We start from the raw sequence: 21,213 nt of genomic DNA on the forward strand, positions 1-21,213 counted from the left end.
ATAGACTATTTCTTAGTTAAAGCTAACGTCACCCACAGAATAGTCAAAGGAGACATAGTGGCACTTGTAGCGGGTGTAGATTCTTCTACTCAGTCAACAAAAGTTCTCATTGTCAACACAGATAACGGCGCAGTTGTTCGGATGGGCACTTGTCCCCATCCTTCGGGAACCGAAGTGGATCCTAACGAATGGCTTACAGCTTTGAGAACAGCTATCCAAAAAGCTGGTGGAATAAGCGACGTATCTTCCATTTCCATCGCCGGCCAGCAGCATGGCCTGGTCGCATTGGATGCGAACGGCGATATTATTCGACCCGCGCTTCTCTGGAATGACACGCGTTCCGGGCCAGGTGCTGCCGCGCTTGTTGATGAGTTGGGGCCCGAATTTTGGGCAAAAGCGACCGGTTCCGTTCCCGTCGCTTCCTTGACGGTCTCCAAACTCCGTTTTCTCGCCGATAGCGAGCCTCACAATGCCGCTCGGATCAAGGCGATATGTCTACCTCACGACTGGTTAACATGGAAATTATCTGGGTCAACAAGGCTATCTGAACTTACAACTGACCGCAGCGATGCATCTGGGACAGGATATGTAGACTGCTCAACTGACGAATACCGCTATGATATCCTGGCGCACGCTCTACACATCACCACCGAAAAAGCTAAGGATATAATTCTTCCCCGAATTGTTCCCTATAACCAAAGCGTTGGAACTGTCGCACAGGAATGGATAACCGACAAACCTTCCCGTCAACAAATTCTAATTGGCCCCGGAATGGGTGATAACGCCGGATCGGCATTTGGTCTTAACCTTCAAACTAACCAGGCATCAATCTCCATCGGAACCTCCGGCGTTATCGCGACGATTTCCGACACCCCTATTCAAGATCCTCGTTTCGGTGTTACCGGATTTTCAGATGCCACAGACAAATGGCTACCGCTTGCCTGCACCCTCAATGGTGCCCTCATCCAGGACTACTTCCGCAAGATCCTAAACGTGAGCTTTGAAGAGTTAGGCACCCTTGCCGAACGAGCACAACCGGGAGCCCAAGGCGTTACCCTGGTTCCTTATTTCCAAGGAGAAAGAACACCCAATCTGCCTTACGCAACCGCGCATATCGCGGGGCTCACCTCTCATAATTTCACACGTGAAAACCTCGCCCGTGCGGCCTACGAGGGTCTTGCTTGCCTAATGCGCGGGGCGCTCGAAGCTCTTCGCGGCGGAGGAATATCAGTCAATGATGCCATGCTTATCGGCGGAGGCGCACAATCAGAAACGCTCAACCAGATTCTTGCGGATGTTCTCGAAATTCCTATTAGCGTTCCGCGAACTTCCGAATACGTCGCTAGGGGTGCAGCGCGGCAAGCCGCCGTGGTTGCGGGTATTCCTGAGAATACTAACTCTTGGTCCCCAGACATTACCCAAACATACAAGCCGCGAGAGAATGAAAGCGTCTGGGAACGCTATAGAGCCGTCTCCGAGTCAATTCGTAAAAGCTACCCGACCTTTCGTCCTGAATCAGCCTAACTGTAAATCGCAATAGCGACCGTACTACTTCATCCTTTATCAATCCGGAGAACGCGGGACATGATTCTTTCTTACGATCGCACTTCCACACGTGGACAAGTTACGTTAAAAGTATCTACAATCGGCGCAACCCTTCTCAGCTATCAAATAGATGGGACCGAGTTTATAGACGGTTATCTCAACGAAGATGAGTTGCAAACACAAGATGGTTTCAGATCTGCAGTGTTGGTGCCCTGGTCAGATCGACTTTGTGACGGAAGATATTCTTCCGCTATCTACAAGGACGACGGTGTAGGTGACCGTCCGCGCATTGGTCAGAGCCCCGGCCCGTTCGCTGCCGATCACATTTTCTCGGCAAAAAACCCGAAGTATGAACCTGGCATTCACGGTCTTGTTTACGACAAAGATTTCACGGTTGTCGAGAAAAGCTCCAAAGCTCTGAGGTTAGAGCTTCATCTGGAATCCGAACCTGGATACCCCTTTGAACTACTAATCTCCGTCAGTTTCGAGATAACACCCGACGGAGACCTCGTCACACGAATAAGCGCGCAGAATCAATCTCCGATCGCCTGCCCAATCTTTATCGGTTGGCATCCATATTTTCTTCTTGACGGCCCTCTAGGGCAAGCCGACCTGCGCATATATGGATCTTCAGTAGTGAAAACCGACGACGACCTCATTCCCCTTCCAGGAAACGCTGCATTTAAACCGATACAAAGTCCCGCGCCTGGGAAAGTCTCGGCCTATGCGGACGTGGGGTACACCCACCTGAAAAACCTCCAAGATATTGAGCACTGCAATCCCCCTACAGGTGCGATTACATCGCTTGACGGCAAAGCTTCGAGGGATTTTTCGGGTTATGCCCATCTAAACACTGGGAACCGCTCAATTCACATGTACGTGAATTTTGGAGCCGATCTTCCGTTGCGCACATTCCATGTGTTCACCGGTCATAACCTCAAGCGACATCCTCTTACTTCAATTGCCATCGAACCATGTCAGGCTATTGTTAATGCCTTCAACCGACATGATGTCGGAAATAAACTTGTACAACCAGGAGATAGCAGGCAAATGCGTACTCTCATCCAAGCCAGGATCGAAGGATCGTCTTCTACAACCGACCCGATGTGCAGTTAAACTCTTCCGCCGTCACGCTCAAACGTGGTCAGTGCCTCAATTGAGAGTGGATTATTTACCAGCGTCTCAGCTACTGAGAGCGAAATTGTAACATCATCTGCACCAGCTGCAAACGCCGCTGATACATCTTCAACTTTCCGAAGCGACGCCGCGAGGATACGAGTTTTTGTCTCAGATAGAATCCGAGCCATACGTTTGAGCTCCAATTCCGGATCTTTGCCAATGTCACGCATTCTGCAAAAATACGGAGCAAGTCCCCACGCCCCTAATTCTCCAGCAATAGCAGCCTGTGTAGAGTCATAAACCGCCGTAAGCAGCACTTCATGTCCTTCGTTGGTCACTTTAGCCGCAACAGATAGCCCCTCAAGCGTCGCCGGAATTTTAACCACAACGTCATCGCCTAGACTTAGAATTTGACGAGCAGAATCCTCAATCTCACTCTCGGTACACCCTGCGGTTTGGAAGAATAATCGATCAAAACCAAATTCTTGGAGAGTGCGATAAAGCTCTGGGATATCCTGCTGGCGCAACCCCTGCCTCGCCAAAATGGTAGGGTTCGATGTCACTCCAGAAAAAACTCCTGTTGATGCATACTTACGCATCAGCGCACAATCGGCACTGTCAAAATAGATCGCCATTTTATCTCTCTCATTCGTAATTGCTATCCGGACCGTTTTGACGTATCGGCAAAGAACACTCGTGTCATAGTGAGCCACGCTCATTCAGGGACGTTACCTTTTCTTCAACGACAATTAGCTTTTCTACTAGCTACCATATCGAGATAACGCGAGAATCTGTCGCTTCGCCCGCGCTCGGCTTTCGGCGTAAATGTAGATGAAACAGTAGGTCGAACCCGGGCCCGAACGGCGTCAATCGAATCACCCGTCATCACCGCCAACGCCTGGACACACGCGCCCCTAGCAGTTGCTTCTGTCAATTCAAGACGGGAGACTGGCTCACCCATAAAGTCTGCCAATAACTGACAGTAGACATCCGACTTTGCACCTCCACCCACAGCAACATTTACACCGTTGATACCCGAACCTAGAGCCCGTATTTTTCTTGATCCGGCATACAAACCCATTACAACGCCCTCGAAGGCAGTGAAGGCTAGATCCTCGCGTGTCGTACCGTTTGTTAGCCCCTCAAGCAATCCGGTTGCGTTCGGTATCGACGGAGAACGTTCACCATCAAAAAATGGAACCAGCAGTGGCGTATTACAAGAAACGCTCACCGATTCCGCCAGGTTGCCTAGCTCCTGAACGGATACTCCTAACCATTTCGCCACCGTATCCGTCACTTTCGTCGAGTTGAGCGTGCACGTTAATGGCAGCCAACCTCCTGTGGCATTACAGACTCCGTCAACATCTCCAGAATAATCGCGAACAGGCGTAGGAGATGAACTGAAAGTGACTCCCGATGTACCAATTGAAAAACACATATCGCCGTCGTCGAGACCTATGCCGACCGCACCAAGATGCTGGTCGCCACCCCCAACCGCCACAATGACGTCAGAGGCAAGTCCTAGGTCTACGGCCGCTTCAGGAGATATTGAGCCTACAGCCTCCGACGGTTCGAGAACTTCGGGGAAAACATCATGCCAAGATCGGGAAGGAATCCCCTCCCCTTCCTTCCCAAACGCGTTGCTTATAACGTCAGATACCAACTCTAAGAGATAGACGTTTCTCAAACCATCGAAATAACCAGTCCCAGAGGCTTCGCTCCGGTCTGTCACAAATTGACCAGTTAAGCGATAGGTAAGGTAATCATGCGGAAGCAAGATTTTAGAAATCCGCTCCAACGTATCTACTTCATGACGCGCGAGCCAGAGTAACTTTGAAACCGTATGTGCAGCGTTCGGAACGAAACCGACTTTTTCTACCCAGAATTCTTTACCATACGTTTCAACGAGCATCTCTGCTTCAAGTGCAGAGGTCGTGTCATTCCACAGTTTCGCCGGCCGAATGACTGTGCATTCTCGATCTAGAGGCACAAGTCCATGACACTGACCTGCAACTGAGATAGCTCCAATCTTGCACACTTCAAGACCACGCGCATGGAGGAGACGCATCCCTTTTACTAGAGAGTCCCACCAGGTCTCCGGATTCTGTTCCGACACTGGTGGCTGAGTAGCCGGTAGCGGATTTGACACGCAATCAACTACGTGAAACGTCTCCGCATCCCGCACTTCTAAGGTTACGGATTGGGTTGAACAGTCAATCCCAAGGACAAAGGACACTTTCATTGCTCCAATCTGTTGAGCTCTTCAGGTGCCGTCTGCATTTTTCCAACTGCGCCCGCCGGATGAATTTCAAGCGTTTCTTTCCACGATCTCTTACGTAAACGCATAAGCACATAAGCCAACGCATCACCCCATACCCCGGAAACCAGCGTTGATCCCATGGCGATAACGTTGCCCGGATCCGCTTGATCGGGCGTGTGTAAGAGGACAGTTACATCAGCTAGTCCAGCAAGTTCCGAAGACTCGTTCTCAGTCAACGCTACAATTTTCGTTCCCTTTTCTCGCAAAATCGAGCAGAGCTGATTAAGCTCGTCGGATCCGCCTCCTTTAGAAATCGCAAAAACAACATCGTCTTTGGTGATAGCTCCCATGGTGCCGTGGAGACAGTCCATCGGGTGAAGGAAAACCGCTGGCGTACCAGATACGGATAAAAGATGAGCCATTCGGCGCCCGGCATGTCCAGAGGTTCCCGCTCCGGTAACTATAACTTTTCCTGTCATATGCAAACATAAGTCTGCCACCTCTATAAAAGAGTTGTTCAGCAACTGCGCTACTCCAGCAACCGCCCTAGCTTCCCGTTCAATTTGTTGACGTGCAGCTTCCAAAACAGCCTGGTTTTTCATATTTTATTCTTTCCTAAGTGAAGGTGGGGTGCGAGGGCCACGGTTGAGCAGCCTCACACCCCACTATCTTTTGAACCTATTCAGAAATCTCTTGCCACGCCATCTCACGGAGCCGCGTAACGTTTAGATCTCCCGCAGGAACTCCTGATTGGACAACTCGGCCATGCGCGAAAACAGTCACATCATCGCAAAGCTCAAGAATCTCTTCTTCCTCGGACGATACGACCATGACAGCAAGACCCTCTTCATGCGCGAGTTCCCGGACGATTCTATGAATTTCAGCTTTGACACCAATATCCACGCCCTTTGTTGGTTCGTCTAGCATCAGAATCTGCGAGTCTTCCATTATGACTCGAGCTAGGAGAACTTTCTGCTGGTTACCCCCAGAAAGCGACTCTATCGACGCCTCAACATTACCTCGCACCTTTAAAGCGTCGAACTGTCGTTTCGATGCCTTCCGTGCCTTCCTGCGGTCAAGGAATCCAGGTTTAGAGTACCGGTCTGTAATTGGGAGTGTGGCATTTCGATAGCTATTTAATTGAGGAACAATCCCATCAAGTTTCCTTTCCTCTGTGAGATAAGAAAACCCAGCTTTCTGCGCGCTTTTCGGGTTCTTAGGCTTATACGGGTTCCCATTAACCGTAAATTCACCCGACTCATATTCGTCAGCCCCGTAAATACAACGCATGGCCTCGGTCCGCCCAGATCCGATTAACCCGTAGAACCCATGGACTCGACCCGGATAAACATCGAACGACACACCTTTATGGGCTGCTGAACGCAGATTCCGAACAGAAAGTGCAGGTACGCCTTCCGGCACCTTCCCTTGCCGTTCACGAACAGTAGCGCTAGTTTCAACGGATACATCTGTACCCGCATTCACTTCACCGGCGATCGCGGTTACAACCTCTGCATGCGAAACCTCGTCCGCCCTTCCCGAAATCCTTACCTTACCGTCAACAAGAGCAACGATCTTATCGGCCACGGCGTACAGCTCATCAAGTTTGTGGTTGACGAGTACAATCCCGATACCTTCCTTTTTAGAAAGATCACGCACCCACTCCAGGAAACTCTCTACCTGTTCACCTTCGAGCGACGTTGTTGGCTCATCCAGGAGCAAATAGCGCGTGTTTCGAGTTGTAGCAATAGCAATCTCCATCAGTTGCCGAGTCGCAACGGGGTAGCTACCTACCTTACGATCAACATCAACATCAATTCCGTATTTCTCCATAAGAGACCTGGCAGATTTTCGCATAGCTGACCGGTCGAGGTTAGGGCCTTTTCTAACTTCTCTCCCTAAGAACGTATTCTCGGTCACCGAGAGATTAGGAAGAAGAGAAAGCTCCTGGTAAACAGTAGCTACCCCGTGTGAAAGGGCATCTGAAGGGGAAGCGAAGGTTACTTTCTCCCCGTCCACTTCAAGGTAACCATCATCGTTACGGTATGCGCCTGAAAGTACTTTAAGCAGAGTTGATTTTCCCGCTCCGTTATGCCCGACGAGCCCCACGACTTCGCCAGGGTGAACCGTTAAAGAAACACCGGAGAGAGCGGGTGTACCCGCAAAAAGCTTCCAAATATCGACCGCCTTGAGGGACCGCTTGCTCCCCGGCGTTTCCAACGTTGTCATCTTTTACCCCAATTCTCCTTCACCAGGGGTTTGGCCCTTCTCGAACTGCTTAAGCGACTGCAATAGCTCACTCTCAACAGACTTACCTTGCTTATATTCTGCGATTTGTTGCACCAGGATGCGTCCGTACTCTTCAGGCTCCTGGGCGACGCAACCGGGATAAGCATCAGTGAGGGTTTCACCAGCGGCACAGAAACCGTAGACCTTAATGTCCTTACCAGATGCCTGGACAGCCTGCAGTGCGCCATACGCGGCAGGCCCAGTCGACGCGAAAATTACGTTAATGTCAGGATTACCCTGAATCATCGCAGATGTAACATTGAGTGAGTCATCTGGTTTAACATTGCCGTCGACTTCCGCAACGTCCTTGGCATTCGGGTTGCTCTTCATCTTTTCCCGGAATCCAAGATCGCGCTGAACCACAGGCAATTCATCCGGTTCAGTAACGTACCCAATGTTCAGCTTTGCGTCAGCACCAAAATCGGCAAGAACCTTCTCTGCCATCTGGACGCCACCCTCATGGTTGTTGGCGCCCACATACTGAACGACACTCGCACCTTGGGCGTTTAATGCATCAGGATCGACAATAATATTCACAGTGAACACCGGCACCCCGGCATCATTAGCTGCCTTGACGATTGCAGCCGCGGGTTCGGACTTCACTGGGTTAAGCGCCAAAGCACAAGGATTCTTTTGCAACATAGCCTGAGCTTGAGCAAGCTGGTTTGCATCGTCGTCATTGGCAATCTGGACTTCAACATTGAACCCCTTCGCCTTGCCTTCTTCTTCAAATCCTCGCTTCATTGCGACGTAGTAAGGATTCTGCTGGTTAGGAAGCAACACTGCGAGGTATGGATTCTCAGCGTTACAAGCTTCAGGAATCTGAACGCTTGCCTTCCCGGTTTCGCCAGTGCCACCACTATTTTCACCGGTTCCGGTATCGACTCCCCCGCAGGCTCCCATTGTCGCGGCAAGAGCTGTCGCACCAATAGCTGCAAAGAGCTTCTTTTTCATGTTTTTCTCCTCTGTTTTCCTAGACCTCGTTGTCTCGGTCATGGGTTTGGATACTTTTCTTCCCACCGGGCACTCCAGCAGGTTGTTTTTGTGAATGACTAATTTCGGAATTGGTCGTATCCGCAGATGCATGCGATGCCACCGACGTAGCTTGCTGCTTCTTGCGGAACAGCTTCGAGAGGGACAGCTGCTGGCGATTAGTATCGAGAAGAACACCAACGAGAATAATTACGCCAATGACAAGCGGCTGCCAATAAGAATCCACTCCAATAACGTTCATTCCATTGGAAACTTCTGCGATCAAAATGGCGCCAAGGAACGCGCCGAGAAGGGTACCGACACCACCGAAAAGCGAAACGCCACCAACAACTGCCGAAGCGATTGAGTAGAACTGCTCAGTACCCGATCCGGCTGTCGGATAGCCGACCATAAGTCGCGACGTAACAATGATTCCCCCGAACCCAGAACAAATACCGGAGATTACGTACACCAGAATGATGATCTTTCCATTATTAACACCGGCAAGACGGGCCGTTTCTTTGTTGCCGCCAACCGCGTAAATATGGAGACCCGTTTTTGTCCGGTGCAAGAACCAAGCGAGAATAACCGCAGCAATAAGCACTAAAACCACCGGAATAGGGATGCCGAAAATACTCCCTCGGCCGAAGAATGCGAACATTGGATCAGCGACAGTTACTGACCGGGCTTGCGTCAGGATCTTCGGAATTGAAGCGGAAATCCCAAAGGTAGCAAACGTGACGATGAATGCTGGCATTTTCCCAAAATGAATAAAAACGCCGTTGAATACGCCAACGAGAGCACCAGTCACAATGGCCAGCAATGCGGCAAGCCACCAGGGGAGACCTCCCTGCATCGCCAGCGCTGCAATCATTCCAGTCAACGCGATATTGGATCCTACCGAAAGGTCAATACCACCAGTTAGGAGAACGAATGTCTGCCCCATTGCAAGGAAAAGCACGACCGTCCCATTGAGCAGGAGAACCTGCATGTTATTCATTGTGAGGAATGCTGGAGAAAGCAGCGCCATAATAGCACCCACTATCAGCACAACACCAAAGATTCCCGCCTCCTGCGGTACGCGGAATTTTTTCATTACATGCTCCTTTGCATGACTTCGCTTTTACAGATCGAGAGACCGGATGCCTACTGCCAAAACTTTCCCGGATCTATTGAAGATAGACAGTCATCTGACCGTTGCAAGATATTTTTCTGCAACCTCCTCAAATCTCTCGATAATAAAAGAGTCGTGTTTCGCTTGGTACTGAGACCGGAGACGTGGAGTCCATGCTGGAGGATCGTCTCCTCCCGTATAAGTCCATGCCGCCTGTCGTGCTGCGCCATCGGCTGAGTAAGCTGAATACTCAGGAACGCTCACAGGTAAACCGAGCACTGATGCGGCTATCCGGCGCATAGCTGGCGTACGCGACGCCCCACCTACCAGTGTTATACCGGTAACCTCCACACCAAGCCGTCGAAATGCGGAAAGACCTCGAGCTACACTCGCTACGATTCCTTCATATGCCGCACGCGCGAGATTCGGTGCCGTGAGGTTTCGTGATGACACTCCCAAAACAGCTCCCATTCCTTCCGGAAGCCGCGGATTTCGCTCTCCCGCGAAATATGGAATCACGACAAGGCCTTCCGCCCCAGGCGCGGCATTAAGTGCGGCACGTGAGAGTTCCTCTAGCGTCATTCCAAGTAGAAGTGCAACATCATCGAGAACACGGCTCGCATTAAGCATTCCGACTAAAGGAAGATACCGTCCAGTCGCATCCGCAAAACCAGTAACCTGACCAGTCCTGTCCTTAATCGGACTGTCCGAAACCAAGGAAGTAACACCAGAAGTTCCGATAGAAACACACACCTCACCGGGAGGTAAATCCAGCCCCAGCGCCGTGGCTGCGTTGTCAGCGCATCCGGGACCCAAAACGATTGCCTCGCCTTTAGATTTCAGTTCTCCTACAGATTCTGCTTTTCCAACAACACGTGGCAAAACGAGTCTCTTAGATAATTCACTTCTTGCCGCCAAGTCAATTAGGTCGTTGCGGTACTCGTTCTTTTCCGCGCAGTAGTAGCCGGTGCCCGAAGCCTCCGAGCGATCTGTAACGAGTTCCCGAATATCCCGCTTTTTCTCTAGGCCGTCTCGGGAGCCATCAGCACCCATAAGTTGCCACGTGAGCCAATCATGAGGCAATGCAATGGCACACAAATGTTTGAATAGCTGAGGCTCATGATCAACGAACCACCTCAGCTTCGAAACTGTCAACGACGAAACTGGCACGCTTCCGACGCTGTCAGCCCACAGCTTACGTCCCTCAGAAACATCGCCTCGGCCTAATTCTCGAATCAGATCTTCGGCATCTTCCTTGGAGCGATTATCGTTCCAAAGAATCGCTTGACGCAGGACATTCCCGTCAGCGCCTAAACCAACGAAACCATGCTGTTGTCCGGCAACAGACATCGCCACTACATCATCTAATCCACCAGCAAGTTCGACCGCTGAACGATACGCCTCCATCCATGTCCGCGGATTGGTCTCTGTCTTAGTGCGGAAAGATGCAGTTGCGCCGCGAACCAGCTCACCCGTTTCCAGATCACGAATTACTACGTGGCAGGAACGTGTAGACAAGTCAATACCAGCGACATTGCTCTTTTTCATTGCACCTCCAACCCCAGCGTTAGATTTTGTTGCTGTTTGCAATATACCCGTCCAGTTGCATTAAATGCAACAATGCGCACGTCGGCACTTCTGTGTCACGCGCCACATGCTCGGCTAATAGCGTCCTCTATCATTAAGTGGTGATCAACCCTTTCGGAACATCTACGGAGACTTGCTGTGCGAAAAGCTGCTGAGACCTCTCACGGTGCTATCCGCAACCAAAATTTAGCTTCTTTAGCAAGCCGGATTATATTCACTAATTCAGCCCCATCAAGGGCGGATCTAGCCCGCTCAACCGGATTGAATCGGTCCACTATTTCACGACTAGTTGACGAGCTTGTTAACCGTGATATCGTGCGGGAAAACGAAGTCGAAGTCTCTGGCCCTGGCAGGCCCGGGGCGCCCTTAACGCCAGCCCCAAGAACATACTGCGCCCTCGGGATCAATGTTTCCGCTGAAGCGGTAGAGGCATCTCTAATAGATCTGACGGGAAACGTGCTGATCGAACGACTGATTGACATGCCCCCAGACTCAACCTCTCAAACCCTCGATGATATTGCTGCAATTCTGCGATCCGTATCAACGCAATGCAACGTTGCCGGACTCTCGCTCAAGGAAGTTGTAATCACGTTTCCTGGAATCGTAGATCCAGCCACGTCCACCGTAGTAAATTCCACCCCCCTTGGTTGGATAAACGTCGAATTATCTCGAATTGTCGAGGGAATAATTGATTGCAATATCGTCATTTCCAATTCCACAACAGCGGGAGCGAGCGCGGAAACGGTCTATCTTCACCGTAATGACGAGCAGCTTGATAATTTTCTTTACGTCAACCTCGATTCAGGCATCGGTGCCGTACATATATTAGACGGAGCACTTTCACCCGATAGCACCGGCTGGAGTGGGTCTTTAGGTCACATCTACGTTTCGGATCAAGCACGCGTTTGCACCTGCGGACAAAACGGCTGTCTTGAGGCATTTGCTACCAGATCTGCAATTGTTGCAGCCAGCAACCTACCGACTGAAACAACGATTGGAACCCTTGTTTCCTTGCTTAAGCGAAACGAAACCCCTGTTACCAAAGTGGTCAAGGAAGTAGCTACCCTAATCGGCCGGGCAGCTGCTAGCGCAATTAATCTGATCCACTCCCCTACTTTGATTTTTGGCGGGCAACTCGCCGATATTTACGATTTCTTGCTCCCTAATATCCAAAAGGAAATTAGTTCCCGCGTGATTTGGAGTGGTCAGGCTCCTTTGGATATTCGGGCTACCCTCGCTCGGGGAGCACCTCTTTCCCGCGGAGCTGCCTGGTTAGCAATCGCCAACTTCTTAGGAAGGCCCGAAACCTGGGATAGGGAGCACACGGACCACGACAATCCGGTAGATGCCTCTTCACTACCGGAAATCCAGTTAAAGATCGACACATAATCCATTTACTGAGTAAACGCCTGGCCCGCTTACCAGGCCTTGGCGCGTACCCTGGAGAGCGTGGGAAGCTAAAGGAGGCGCCCGCAGTTGCGGCGTCGTCGTACCCGTACTTACGAGGAAGAAGGACCATGATCGTCACCACTGAACGCGAGTGCGCGGGCCGGACCGTTACGCTGCGCGCGGCCACCCGCGGCGCCACCCTGCTCAGCTATCGCCTGGGCGATACCAAGGTTATCGACGGCTACCGCGACCCCGCTGAGCTGCGCGAACTCAACGGTTTCCGCAGCGCCGTGCTGGTACCGTGGTCCAATCGCATCCGCGCGGGGCGCTACCCCGCCGCGCTCTATCATGGCGACGACGCCGCCGTGCGTGCTCGCCTCCACGCCGAGGTTCCAGTAAACGGCGTTCACAGTGTACCGGCGCCGCTTCCCGATACGGAACCGGGCCTACACGGTCTGGTCACCACTCAGGAATTCGAGGTTATCCGCGCGGAAAACGGCGTTCTTGAGTTCGCCACCCGCGTGGATGCGAACAGTGTTTACCCCTTCGACCTCGCCGTAAACATTGTTTACAGCATTGGGGAGGATGGCTCCTTGCACGTGCACTTGCGCGCCGAGAATCTCAGCGAGGTAGCCGCGCCGGTAGCGCTTGGCTGGCATCCGTATTTCCGGCTCGCCGGCCCGCTGGGGGATGCGCGCCTGAGCCTGGACTGCCGCGCGCGGATCGCCACCGATGCCGCGCTTATTCCGTACGACGGCGCCGGCGCTTTCGCGCCGTGCGAGCCGCTCGCGGACTCCCCCATCGACCCGGCCACGGATTGGGCCTACGCGCGGCTTGCCGATAGCGCCGGTCCGGACGCGGTTGCGGCCGGGGCTAGCGGTGATGCGGTCGGTTCGACCGGCAGCGCGAACGCAAGTAGTGGCACCGGGGCTGGCTGGAATGTGGCGCGCTTGCACACCGGAAACCGCGAGGTGGCTCTGTGGGCGCGGCTGGGTGACTGGCCGTCGAAGAATTTCCATATTTTTGCTGGCTCCGGGCTGGCGCGCGACGCCGGGCAGGCAGTAGCCATGGAGCCGTGCCAGGCACTGCCTAATGCTTTCAACCGGGCCGAGGGCCGCGAGATGCTGCTGGAGCCGGGCGCTAGCCGAGAGGTCGAAGCGCGGGTTGTGGTGACGGAGGCTGCTGGCGCGTAAGTGGCAACGCTACGCAGGTGAGCCTAGCCGGGGAGCCGTTCAGGCGTGGCTTGCGTAGGTGTCGCGGTGTGCGTGGCGCAAAGCTGTGGACGACGCGCCGCTGCGAGCCTTCCTGTGGATAGGCGCTAGGTGGGGGCGACGCGGCTGTTAACGTGGCGCCATGAACGTACTTATGACCGGGCGCCGCGCCGGAATTCTTGCTATCCTCTGTTTCCTTCTCAGCGCATGTGGAGCTGGGGCGGGTGCGCCTCCCCCAGCGCTCTCGCCTGGCGGTGCTTCCAGCCCGCCGGCCGCTAGCTCCGCTTCGTCTGCCGCCAGTTCCGCTTCGTCTACCGGGAGCTCCGGTCCCGCTGCCCCCAGCTCTGACTCTTCCGCGCCCGCAGGTTCGCCATCCGCTCCGCCCACCTGGCCGGTGCAGATTCCGGTTCCTCCCCCGCCCACTCAGATGGCCGAAGAATCAGTTGAGGGAGCCATCGCGGCCGGGCAGTATCTTTTCACTCTCCTCGATTACGCCACGATCACCGGTGATATCGCGCCTCTCACCCCGCTCGCCGGGGAGCAATGCGATTGGTGCCAACACCAGATTGCGAAACGCGAAGAAACGGATTTCCGGCCCCGGCAGGCAACTGTTTTTAGTTTTAGTGATGCGCGGGGGCGGTGGAATGATCCGATAGCCGCCTATACCGTGCAGTTCTCCGTCTCTCATCCGCCTAATCCGGTGGTGAACCGCAAGGGTGCCGAAAAGACAGATCGCGCCGAAGAATTCTTCGTGACCATGCGAATTTTCCGCTCGGGCGACAACTGGATCGTGGATGCGGTGGGCATGAACGATGACGTTTTGGACGGAGGCGTGTGATGAGAAGCTATACCAGCCCCAGGTTTAGGCCGCGTTGGTTCCTGAGGGGCCTGATCATAGGCGTGGCCGCGGTGGTGTTTCTTGGTTCGTGCACAGTAAGCGCTCCGGCGCTCGCCCGCGAATATGAGGACGGCGAGGAACGGATCTATACCGCCCGTACCGATGCCGGCGGAGTAACCGTGGAAGCTCAGGGTAGTTACACCCGGCGTTTGCCCAGCGGGGCGGGCGGTACGCCGTCCCGATCAGGCGGCGCGGATAGCTCAGGCGCGGGCGACACTGCCGGCGCGGACCCTGGATATTCAAGCTCCGGGTTGGAAGGCGGCGCCGTTACAGCACGTGGCTCAGGTGCCGGGACGGCCACCGGGCCCTACGGGCTGCCGTGGTCTCGGCGCGCGCTCATTGCCGCGGTTCGGGATACTTCCCTACCGGGGCATGTGCGCGGGGCGGCCGGGATTCTCAGTTGGATACTGGCGAACGGCACTCCACCAGCTGAACCGCACACCGGCGGCGCTCCCACCGCCGCGCAGCTGGAGACGATCATCCACACGGAGAGTATCCGGATTGCGGCGGCGAACGCTGAGGCGTGGATGGAACCGGCGCGCGGTTGGGTGGCCATCAACTACCCGGTCCTTCTGCATTATTCCGCGCCGGCCCAGCGCCACACGGTGACTTTGCTCGGTACGGAGGTGGTTATTGACCTGGTTCCCGTGCGGGCCATCTGGGAGGTGCCGGATGCAGAAATCACGGGTGGCACGGGGAGCACAACTACAAGGAACGCTGGGAACGCCACGTCCACAGGCTCGCTCCCCGCTCACTCAGCACAGACCGTCCCGGCCCGCCAACCCTTTACGGAAGTTATCTACCGCCAGGCTAATGAGGAGGTGAGTGCCACGCTGGTCGTGGAGTGGGAGGCTCGGTACAGCATTGCCGGGCAGAGCCGCACGGTGCCGGAGCTCCTCACCACCCGATCCGAAACCTCCCCGGTGATAACGCGAGAGCTCGAAGCCCACCTTATCGGTTAGCTTCGAGCTCTCGATATCAGCTATTCCTAGCCCGCGGCCCTACCCGGCCACTTAGCCCCGGCCCTAGCCTGCGCTTGAGTTTGGCGCCCTGCCGCGGCACCTCAACTCGCGCTCACATAGGGCCGCAGCAGCCTAGTTCGCCGCGGCCAGGCCGCCTCCGGAAGTCGGCGCACCGGCCCCGGCAACTGGCCCACCGCTGGGCCGGGTATTCACACCGGAGGCCAGACCTTCCATCTGGGCCGGTTCGTGCGCTTCGATCACGCCGTCCGGTAGCGGCTGGTCAGGCGACTGGCCGGTGAAAGTGAAGGACATCGGAATATTGTCCTTATCCACATCCACCACGATGATGTCCCCCTTGGAGAATTCGCCGTAAAGCAGCTTCTCGGAAAGCACATCTTCCACATCGCGCTGGATGGCGCGGCGCAGCGGGCGAGCCCCGAGCACCGGATCATAACCGCGGTCAGCCAGAAGTTCCTTCGCATCCTTCGTCAGGGCGATGGACAGGTTCTGGTCCCGCAAGCGCTTATCCAGCTTGCCGATCATAAGATCCACAATCTGCAAAATCTCCGGGCGGCCCAACTGCGGGAAGACGATAATGTCATCCACGCGGTTGAGGAATTCGGGCCGGAAGTTGTTCTTGAGTTCTTCCGCCACCTTGACCTTCATGCGCTCGTAGGAGGAAGTGGTATCGGCGTCGAACTGGAAACCGGTCTGCACGCCCTTCGCGATATCCTTCGTACCCAAATTAGTGGTCATGATGATGATGGTGTTCTTGAAGTCCACCACCCGGCCTTGCGCGTCCGTGAGGCGCCCTTCTTCCAGGATCTGGAGGAGGGAATTGAAGAGGTCCGCGTGGGCCTTCTCAATTTCGTCGAACAACACCACGGAGAAGGGCTTGCGCCGCACCTTCTCGGTGAGCTGGCCGCCTTCTTCATAACCCACGTATCCCGGAGGGGCACCGAAGAGCCGCGAAACGGTGTGCTTCTCCGAATACTCGGACATATCCAAGGTGATGAGCGCGGATTCATCCCCGAACAGGAATTCCGCGAGCGCCTTGGCGAGTTCGGTTTTACCCACACCGGTAGGCCCGGCGAAAATGAAGGAACCACCCGGGCGGTTGGGATCTTTCAAGCCCGCGCGGGTACGGCGAATCGCCTGGGAGAGCGCGGTCACGGCTTCATGCTGGCCGATCACCCGCTTATGCAGCTCATCTTCCATGCGCAGCAGCTTCGCGGATTCCGCTTCGGTGAGCTTGAAGACCGGGATACCGGTGGACATGGAGAGCACTTCAGTGATGAGATCTTCATCCACCACCGAAACGACGTCCATATCCCCGTCCTTCCAGGCCTGCTCGCGGGCATCGCGTTCTTCGCCAAGCTTTTGCTCTTCGTCACGCAGGCCGGCAGCCTTTTCGAAGTCCTGGGCGTCAATGGCCGCTTCCTTGGCGCGGCGCGTGGAGGCGATCTTATCGTCCAGTTCGCGCAGTTCCGGCGGTGCGGTCATCTTGCGGATAGCCAGGCGCGCCCCCGCTTCGTCGATGAGGTCAATGGCCTTATCGGGAAGGAAACGGTCGTTAATATACCGATCCGCCAGGGTGGCGGCTGCCTCCAGGGCGTCGTCGGTAATAGTCACGCGATGGTAGGACTCGTACCGATCCCGCAAGCCACGCAAAATATCAATCGTTTGTTCCACAGTGGGCTGCTCCACCTGGATGGGCTGGAAACGCCGTTCCAGCGCGGCATCCTTTTCAATGTACTTACGGTACTCATCGAGGGTGGTTGCCCCGATAACCTGGAGTTCCCCGCGGGCCAGCATCGGCTTGAGCAGCGAGGCAGCATCCAGGGCGCCTTCCGCGGCGCCCGCGCCCACCAGGGTGTGGATTTCGTCGATGAAAAGAATAATGTCCCCGCGGGTATTGACTTCCTTGAGGATTTTCTTCATGCGTTCCTCGAAGTCACCGCGGTAGCGCGAGCCGGCCACCAGGGAACCCATATCGAGGGAATACAGCTGTTTATCCTTGAGCGTTTCCGGAACGTTACCGGCGGCGATGGACTGGGCCAGGCCCTCCACCACCGCGGTTTTACCCACGCCGGGTTCGCCGATGAGCACCGGGTTGTTCTTGGTGCGCCGCGAGAGCACCTGCATGACCCGCTCGGTTTCGGTATGCCGGCCGATCACGGGATCAAGCTTGTGATCACGCGCGGCGGCGGTGAGGTTACGCCCGTACTGATCGAGGACCGTGGAACCGGCCTTGGTGCCTTCGCGCGGGCCACCGCCCACCCCCACGGCTTCCTTACCTTGGAAACCGGAAATGAGCTGGCTGACCTGGTTACGCACGGTGGGCATATCCGCGCCGAGCTTGATGAGGACCTGTGCGGCCACGCCGTCCGCTTCACGGGTGAGCCCGAGGAGGAGATGTTCGGTCCCGATATACGAGTGGCCCATTTGCAGCCCCTCGCGCATCGCGAACTCAATAACCTTCTTGGCGCGCGGCGTGAAGGGAATATGACCCGAGGGCGGCTCCTGGCCTTCGCCGATAATGTCGATGACCTGCGTCCGCACGGACTCAAGCGTCACCCCCAGGGCTTCCAACGCCTTCGCGGCCACCCCTTCGCCCTCGCGAATGAGGCCGAGCAAGATATGTTCGGTCCCCAGGTAGTTGTGCTTGAGGTTCCGTGCTTCTTCCTGCGCGAGCACGATGACCCGCCGAGCGCGGTCGGTGAACCTTTCGAACATAACTCTCCTTGCACTTGCAATCTTCTAAAAGAGTAACGGCCCTCAGCCCAGGAGCCGTCCCCTGTTCGCCAGTGGCATGAGTGTGTGGCTCACATTTTGCTGAGGGAAAAAGCCGAATTCGCGCGGAAAGTGCTGTTATCGATAAGATTTCTGAGCTTATTTCACTATCGCCGGGCCTTTGGGCCCACGTTGGCGGGGTACCGCGGGCGCTGCGGAGGCGCACGGACTGCGAGCACCACCGGCGCGCCGCGGCGGGCTAACGCACCACTTTAGGCACCCGCGGATTCCACCTCAACGAGGAGCGTGAAGGGGCCATCATTGACGAGTTCCACATCCATCATGGCCCCGAACTGCCCGGTAGCAACCTCCAGTCCGTACGTTTCCCTCAATTCGCGCACGACCGCTTCGTAGAGCGGATCGGCAACTTCCCCGGGCGCAGCCTTGGACCACGAGGGCTTGCGGCCCTTGCGCACATCCGCGTACAGGGTGAATTGCGAAACGAGCAGCACGGGCGCCTGTGCTTCTTCCGCGCTGCGCCGACTATTGGGATCATCGGTGCCGTCCGCGGCGCGCAGCACTTTGAGCTGCGCGATTTTCCGCGCGACTTTCTCCACTTCCGGCGCCCCATCCCCGTGGGTCACGCCCAGGAGCACGCACAGCCCCGTGCCGATCTGCGAAATCACGGCGCCGTCCACCGTGACGGACGCGCGCTTGACGCGCTGAATAACTGCTCGCATTCTTCCTCCTTCGTGGTGTTATGAGTACGACGACGCAGCTAGGCCCTGCGCCTACCGGGCTTTACCAGGACCCGCCCCCGCGCCCGCGCGAACCGCGCCGCGGCCCCATCCGCTGTTCTTCGGGACCCAGGTAGTAGAGCGCCCCGTAGGCCGCCCCGAGCATGAGGAAAGGCTGGAAAGGTAGGCGAATGGGCGTGAAAAGCACGATCCCGGTGACCAGGGCGCAGCCGAGCAGCACCCCGCTCCAGAACTTTTTATCTTTGCGGGCATAGCGAAAATCCGCATCCGGCCGGCGCAGGCAGGCCACCAGCGCCCACACCATAAACGCGAGAATCGCCAGCTGGATCACAAAAAATATCCCGTTGCAGATATCCGTGACGAGCCGCAAGGTTGTTAGGTTCATGATTCTCCGTCCTCGTGCTAAGCGTGGTGCTCGCCCTCATTCTAATCACGGCTTACGACACTTTTTTCGCCGCTTTCACGAATGGTCACCGCCACGGGCGCGTGCGCGCAGGTAGAGGAATAGGTTCGACGCCGCAGCGGAATTCCGCTACCCGCACCGCCCCCAGCGCTGTTGGTTCCCTGATTAAGGCGAGGGCGAGCGGCCCCTCTTCCCAATGCCGCGCCGCGGAGGTCACAAAGCCAACAACCGCCTCGTCGGATCGCTCCGCAAGTACCGGCGTGCCAGCCTCGGGCAGATCAGCTTCGTCCGGACCTTCTAAATACAGGCACGCCAGGCTCTTCCGCCCCGCTTCCCCGAGCTGGCTGGTACCGGATTCCCCGGATTCGCAGGTGCCTATTTCTCGGCTTCCCCGGGCGCGTGCTTCCCCGGATTCGCGGATGCCCGCTACTCCAGGTCCGTATATATCAGCAAGGTGTGCCCGGGCGCGCGCCGCCCGGAAGGGATCCGGGCGGCGCGCGGCGACCCGGTGGGCGGTCCAGGCGAATAAACCTACCGGGCTCATGCCGGCGGCCTGCCCAGCCCGGGCCAGCATTTCAATGTCCTTGACCAGGAGGATCACCCTATCGCTGCCCGGCCACCAGTCTTCCCAGAAAGTGGCGGATAGCCCGGGCTGGCCGTGCATGGTCGCACGGAGGCGCGCAGCTCCTTGCGTCGTCGTACCTATGGCTATGTAGTTGGCTGGGGACATGCCACAATCGGGCCCGCCCGGCGGGCTCAGGAAAATATCCGCGCCGCTGCCCGGGCAGTGCAGTAGGGCACTGAGAATCCGACCCGCGGCGTCGCATTCCAGCACTTCGCGCGCGTGAGATGCGTCCAGGTACTCGCGATGTGCACCCGGTAGCTCGTTATGCACGCCCGGGCAATCACTCGGCCAAGCGCCGGGCTCGCCGCGCAGCACCTGCCAGTGGGAAAGGTCCACGAAGCCGCACCCGGCTTCCAGCTCGCGCTGTTCCACATAGGGATTGGTGTAGAAAGCAGCCACCCCGACCGCTTCTCCCTCCCCGGGAACCGCGCCGGGCCAGCGCAGCAGCGGGCTGGGTATCACGATTCTGGCTGAGCTTCGGGCGTTGCTGGCTTCGGCTCCGCTTCCGGGCAATCGCTCAGGCGCTGGAGGCGGCCGGCCATGTAGCTGCGCATATCCGCCCCGAAAGCCGCCATATCGTAGGCGTAGAAAAGCTCGGATTCCACGTAGCCGCCCATGATTTGGCCGCCGGTGTAGCTCGCGGCGGTGGGAGTGGCGGCGATGGCGTCCGCAACGATCTGGAATTGCGGGCCCTTAATAAAACCAGCCCAGGTCATGGCGTGCCCGGCGGAGGTGGCGACCATGCCTTCCAGCACGAAACGGCCCTCCGTGCCCTGGAGGTTATTCGGAGAAACACGCAGGTAGCCTTCGAAACTCGACCAGAGCTGGCCTTTGGTGAGGGCCGCGTACATCCGCCCGCCGGGTACCTCGCGATCCACCGCCCCGGCCGGCTCCTGGGAAAGCCAGGTTGTCGAACGCAAACGCAGGTAGGGGCCGTGGTCATCATTATCGATGCGCAATTCGTGGAGGTAACCGGCCGCGTCCACGCCCTCGTATTCGAGGAGGCCAGCGCCGCGCCAGGTATCAACGAGCCAGGCCATCGGATAGGTTTCCGGGCTGAGATTTTCAGGGATTGCAAAGACCATATGCTCAGATTACCCGCCCTGGCCGGCCGCGGCCCAAAGTTCCATGCACCACCCAAAGTTCCGGCCCCACGCGGCCCGCGGCGGCCGCAGCCCATAGCTAGTGCTATTTTCCCACGTCGAAGCGAAAAAGTCTTCATTTTTCACGCTTGGCCCGAAAGCGCGACGAAAAGTTTCCGATTGGCCGCGCTCTTGTTATTCTGAAGCCACGGTGCCGGACCTTGAAAGCCCCGGGCTCCAACTAGCGCCGCTACGAGCGGCATTCG

The 21,213-nt window shown here is 56.2% G+C and carries 18 protein-coding genes; 6 read left to right on the plus strand and 12 right to left on the minus strand.

Annotated elements, in window-relative coordinates; genetic code table 11:
- The first annotated feature begins 57 nt into the window (after nt 1-57).
- Both xylB (QP305_RS05985) and QP305_RS05990 read left to right on the plus strand, forming a co-directional pair.
- Entirely contained in the window at nt 58-1,524 is a 1,467-nt protein-coding gene (xylB, locus tag QP305_RS05985; RefSeq protein ID WP_284904499.1) for a xylulokinase, read from the plus strand.
- A 60-nt stretch (nt 1,525-1,584) separates the two neighbouring features.
- Nucleotides 1,585-2,661, plus strand: a complete 1,077-nt coding sequence (locus QP305_RS05990) for an aldose 1-epimerase (RefSeq protein WP_284904501.1) — start codon at nt 1,585-1,587, stop codon at nt 2,659-2,661.
- Here the strand turns inward: QP305_RS05990 and QP305_RS05995 are convergent.
- From QP305_RS05995 to QP305_RS06025, 7 genes are all read right to left on the minus strand, one after another.
- Complete coding sequence (locus QP305_RS05995; RefSeq protein ID WP_284904504.1) at nt 2,658-3,383, minus strand: transaldolase family protein; 726 nt, start codon at nt 3,381-3,383, stop codon at nt 2,658-2,660. The two genes, QP305_RS05990 and QP305_RS05995, sit on opposite strands and share 4 nt — an antisense overlap.
- Before the next feature lie 20 nt (nt 3,384-3,403).
- A complete protein-coding gene (gene xylB / locus QP305_RS06000) occupies nt 3,404-4,906 on the minus strand; it encodes a xylulokinase (RefSeq protein WP_284904506.1) in 1,503 nt (500 codons plus the stop codon).
- Entirely contained in the window at nt 4,903-5,526 is a 624-nt protein-coding gene (locus tag QP305_RS06005) for a KpsF/GutQ family sugar-phosphate isomerase (RefSeq protein WP_284904507.1), read from the minus strand. The genes xylB (QP305_RS06000) and QP305_RS06005 overlap by 4 nt, the downstream gene beginning before the upstream one ends.
- Nucleotides 5,527-5,602: 76 nt before the next feature.
- A complete protein-coding gene (locus tag QP305_RS06010) occupies nt 5,603-7,153 on the minus strand; it encodes a sugar ABC transporter ATP-binding protein (RefSeq protein WP_284904509.1) in 1,551 nt (516 codons plus the stop codon).
- A gap of 3 nt (nt 7,154-7,156) precedes the next feature.
- Nucleotides 7,157-8,167 carry a substrate-binding domain-containing protein gene (locus QP305_RS06015; protein WP_016442278.1) on the minus strand — a complete coding sequence of 337 codons (1,011 nt, stop codon included), beginning with the start codon at nt 8,165-8,167 and terminating at the stop codon, nt 7,157-7,159.
- A 19-nt stretch (nt 8,168-8,186) separates the two neighbouring features.
- A complete protein-coding gene (locus QP305_RS06020) occupies nt 8,187-9,281 on the minus strand; it encodes an ABC transporter permease (RefSeq protein ID WP_284904511.1) in 1,095 nt (364 codons plus the stop codon).
- Nucleotides 9,282-9,371: 90 nt separating this feature from the next.
- Complete coding sequence (locus tag QP305_RS06025; protein WP_284904513.1) at nt 9,372-10,847, minus strand: FGGY family carbohydrate kinase; 1,476 nt, start codon at nt 10,845-10,847, stop codon at nt 9,372-9,374.
- Nucleotides 10,848-11,024: 177 nt separating this feature from the next.
- Between QP305_RS06025 and QP305_RS06030 the strand changes: the two genes are divergently transcribed.
- The 4 genes from QP305_RS06030 (at nt 11,025) to QP305_RS06045 (ending at nt 15,346) form a co-directional block, all read left to right on the plus strand.
- Nucleotides 11,025-12,275: an ROK family transcriptional regulator gene (locus QP305_RS06030; RefSeq protein WP_350309600.1), complete on the plus strand. Its 1,251-nt coding sequence runs from the start codon at nt 11,025-11,027 to the stop codon at nt 12,273-12,275.
- Nucleotides 12,276-12,403: 128 nt separating this feature from the next.
- Nucleotides 12,404-13,468, plus strand: a complete 1,065-nt coding sequence (locus tag QP305_RS06035) for an aldose 1-epimerase (protein WP_284904515.1) — start codon at nt 12,404-12,406, stop codon at nt 13,466-13,468.
- A gap of 172 nt (nt 13,469-13,640) precedes the next feature.
- Complete coding sequence (locus tag QP305_RS06040) at nt 13,641-14,324, plus strand: DUF6318 family protein (RefSeq protein WP_284904531.1); 684 nt, start codon at nt 13,641-13,643, stop codon at nt 14,322-14,324.
- Nucleotides 14,325-14,395: 71 nt separating this feature from the next.
- The gene (locus QP305_RS06045) at nt 14,396-15,346 is read left to right on the plus strand and encodes a hypothetical protein (RefSeq protein WP_284904517.1); all 951 of its coding nucleotides are present in this window, start codon (nt 14,396-14,398) and stop codon (nt 15,344-15,346) included.
- 132 nt (nt 15,347-15,478) lie between these two features.
- On the opposite strand, the gene QP305_RS06050 is transcribed toward QP305_RS06045, so the two are convergent.
- The 5 genes from QP305_RS06050 to QP305_RS06070 all read right to left on the minus strand — a co-directional run bounded on the left by QP305_RS06050 (nt 15,479) and on the right by QP305_RS06070 (nt 20,950).
- Nucleotides 15,479-18,082 (minus strand): ATP-dependent Clp protease ATP-binding subunit, encoded by a 2,604-nt coding sequence (locus tag QP305_RS06050; RefSeq protein ID WP_284904519.1) that lies wholly within the window; start codon nt 18,080-18,082, stop codon nt 15,479-15,481.
- Between the two features lie 269 nt (nt 18,083-18,351).
- Nucleotides 18,352-18,819 carry a D-aminoacyl-tRNA deacylase gene (gene dtd / locus QP305_RS06055; protein WP_284904521.1) on the minus strand — a complete coding sequence of 156 codons (468 nt, stop codon included), beginning with the start codon at nt 18,817-18,819 and terminating at the stop codon, nt 18,352-18,354.
- 61 nt (nt 18,820-18,880) lie between these two features.
- Nucleotides 18,881-19,222 (minus strand): DUF2516 family protein, encoded by a 342-nt coding sequence (locus QP305_RS06060; RefSeq protein WP_051278341.1) that lies wholly within the window; start codon nt 19,220-19,222, stop codon nt 18,881-18,883.
- 85 nt (nt 19,223-19,307) lie between these two features.
- On the minus strand, nt 19,308-20,327 hold the full coding sequence (locus QP305_RS06065; RefSeq protein ID WP_284904523.1) for a hypothetical protein: 1,020 nt from the start codon (nt 20,325-20,327) through the stop codon (nt 19,308-19,310).
- The gene (locus QP305_RS06070) at nt 20,324-20,950 is read right to left on the minus strand and encodes an FABP family protein (RefSeq protein ID WP_284904525.1); all 627 of its coding nucleotides are present in this window, start codon (nt 20,948-20,950) and stop codon (nt 20,324-20,326) included. The genes QP305_RS06065 and QP305_RS06070 overlap by 4 nt, the downstream gene beginning before the upstream one ends.
- Nucleotides 20,951-21,213: the final 263 nt, after the last annotated feature.

Source organism: Actinotignum timonense (assembly GCF_030216305.1).
GTDB lineage: Bacteria > Actinomycetota > Actinomycetes > Actinomycetales > Actinomycetaceae > Actinotignum > Actinotignum timonense_A.

Excerpts from the sequence above, each read along its gene's own strand:
- QP305_RS06070 (WP_284904525.1), bottom strand. The coding sequence starts at position 20,950 with ATGGTCTTTGCAATCCCTGAAAATCTCAGCCCGGAAACCTATCCGATG.
- QP305_RS06025 (WP_284904513.1), bottom strand. The coding sequence starts at position 10,847 with ATGAAAAAGAGCAATGTCGCTGGTATTGACTTGTCTACACGTTCCTGC.
- QP305_RS05995 (WP_284904504.1), bottom strand. The coding sequence starts at position 3,383 with ATGAGCGTGGCTCACTATGACACGAGTGTTCTTTGCCGATACGTCAAA.
- QP305_RS06060 (WP_051278341.1), bottom strand. The coding sequence starts at position 19,222 with ATGAACCTAACAACCTTGCGGCTCGTCACGGATATCTGCAACGGGATA.
- QP305_RS06015 (WP_016442278.1), bottom strand. The coding sequence starts at position 8,167 with ATGAAAAAGAAGCTCTTTGCAGCTATTGGTGCGACAGCTCTTGCCGCG.
- QP305_RS06010 (WP_284904509.1), bottom strand. The coding sequence starts at position 7,153 with ATGACAACGTTGGAAACGCCGGGGAGCAAGCGGTCCCTCAAGGCGGTC.
- QP305_RS06005 (WP_284904507.1), bottom strand. The coding sequence starts at position 5,526 with ATGAAAAACCAGGCTGTTTTGGAAGCTGCACGTCAACAAATTGAACGG.
- QP305_RS06035 (WP_284904515.1), top strand. The coding sequence starts at position 12,404 with ATGATCGTCACCACTGAACGCGAGTGCGCGGGCCGGACCGTTACGCTG.
- QP305_RS06050 (WP_284904519.1), bottom strand. The coding sequence starts at position 18,082 with ATGTTCGAAAGGTTCACCGACCGCGCTCGGCGGGTCATCGTGCTCGCG.
- QP305_RS05990 (WP_284904501.1), top strand. The coding sequence starts at position 1,585 with ATGATTCTTTCTTACGATCGCACTTCCACACGTGGACAAGTTACGTTA.
- QP305_RS06040 (WP_284904531.1), top strand. The coding sequence starts at position 13,641 with ATGACCGGGCGCCGCGCCGGAATTCTTGCTATCCTCTGTTTCCTTCTC.
- dtd (WP_284904521.1), bottom strand. The coding sequence starts at position 18,819 with ATGCGAGCAGTTATTCAGCGCGTCAAGCGCGCGTCCGTCACGGTGGAC.
- QP305_RS06020 (WP_284904511.1), bottom strand. The coding sequence starts at position 9,281 with ATGAAAAAATTCCGCGTACCGCAGGAGGCGGGAATCTTTGGTGTTGTG.
- xylB (WP_284904506.1), bottom strand. The coding sequence starts at position 4,906 with ATGAAAGTGTCCTTTGTCCTTGGGATTGACTGTTCAACCCAATCCGTA.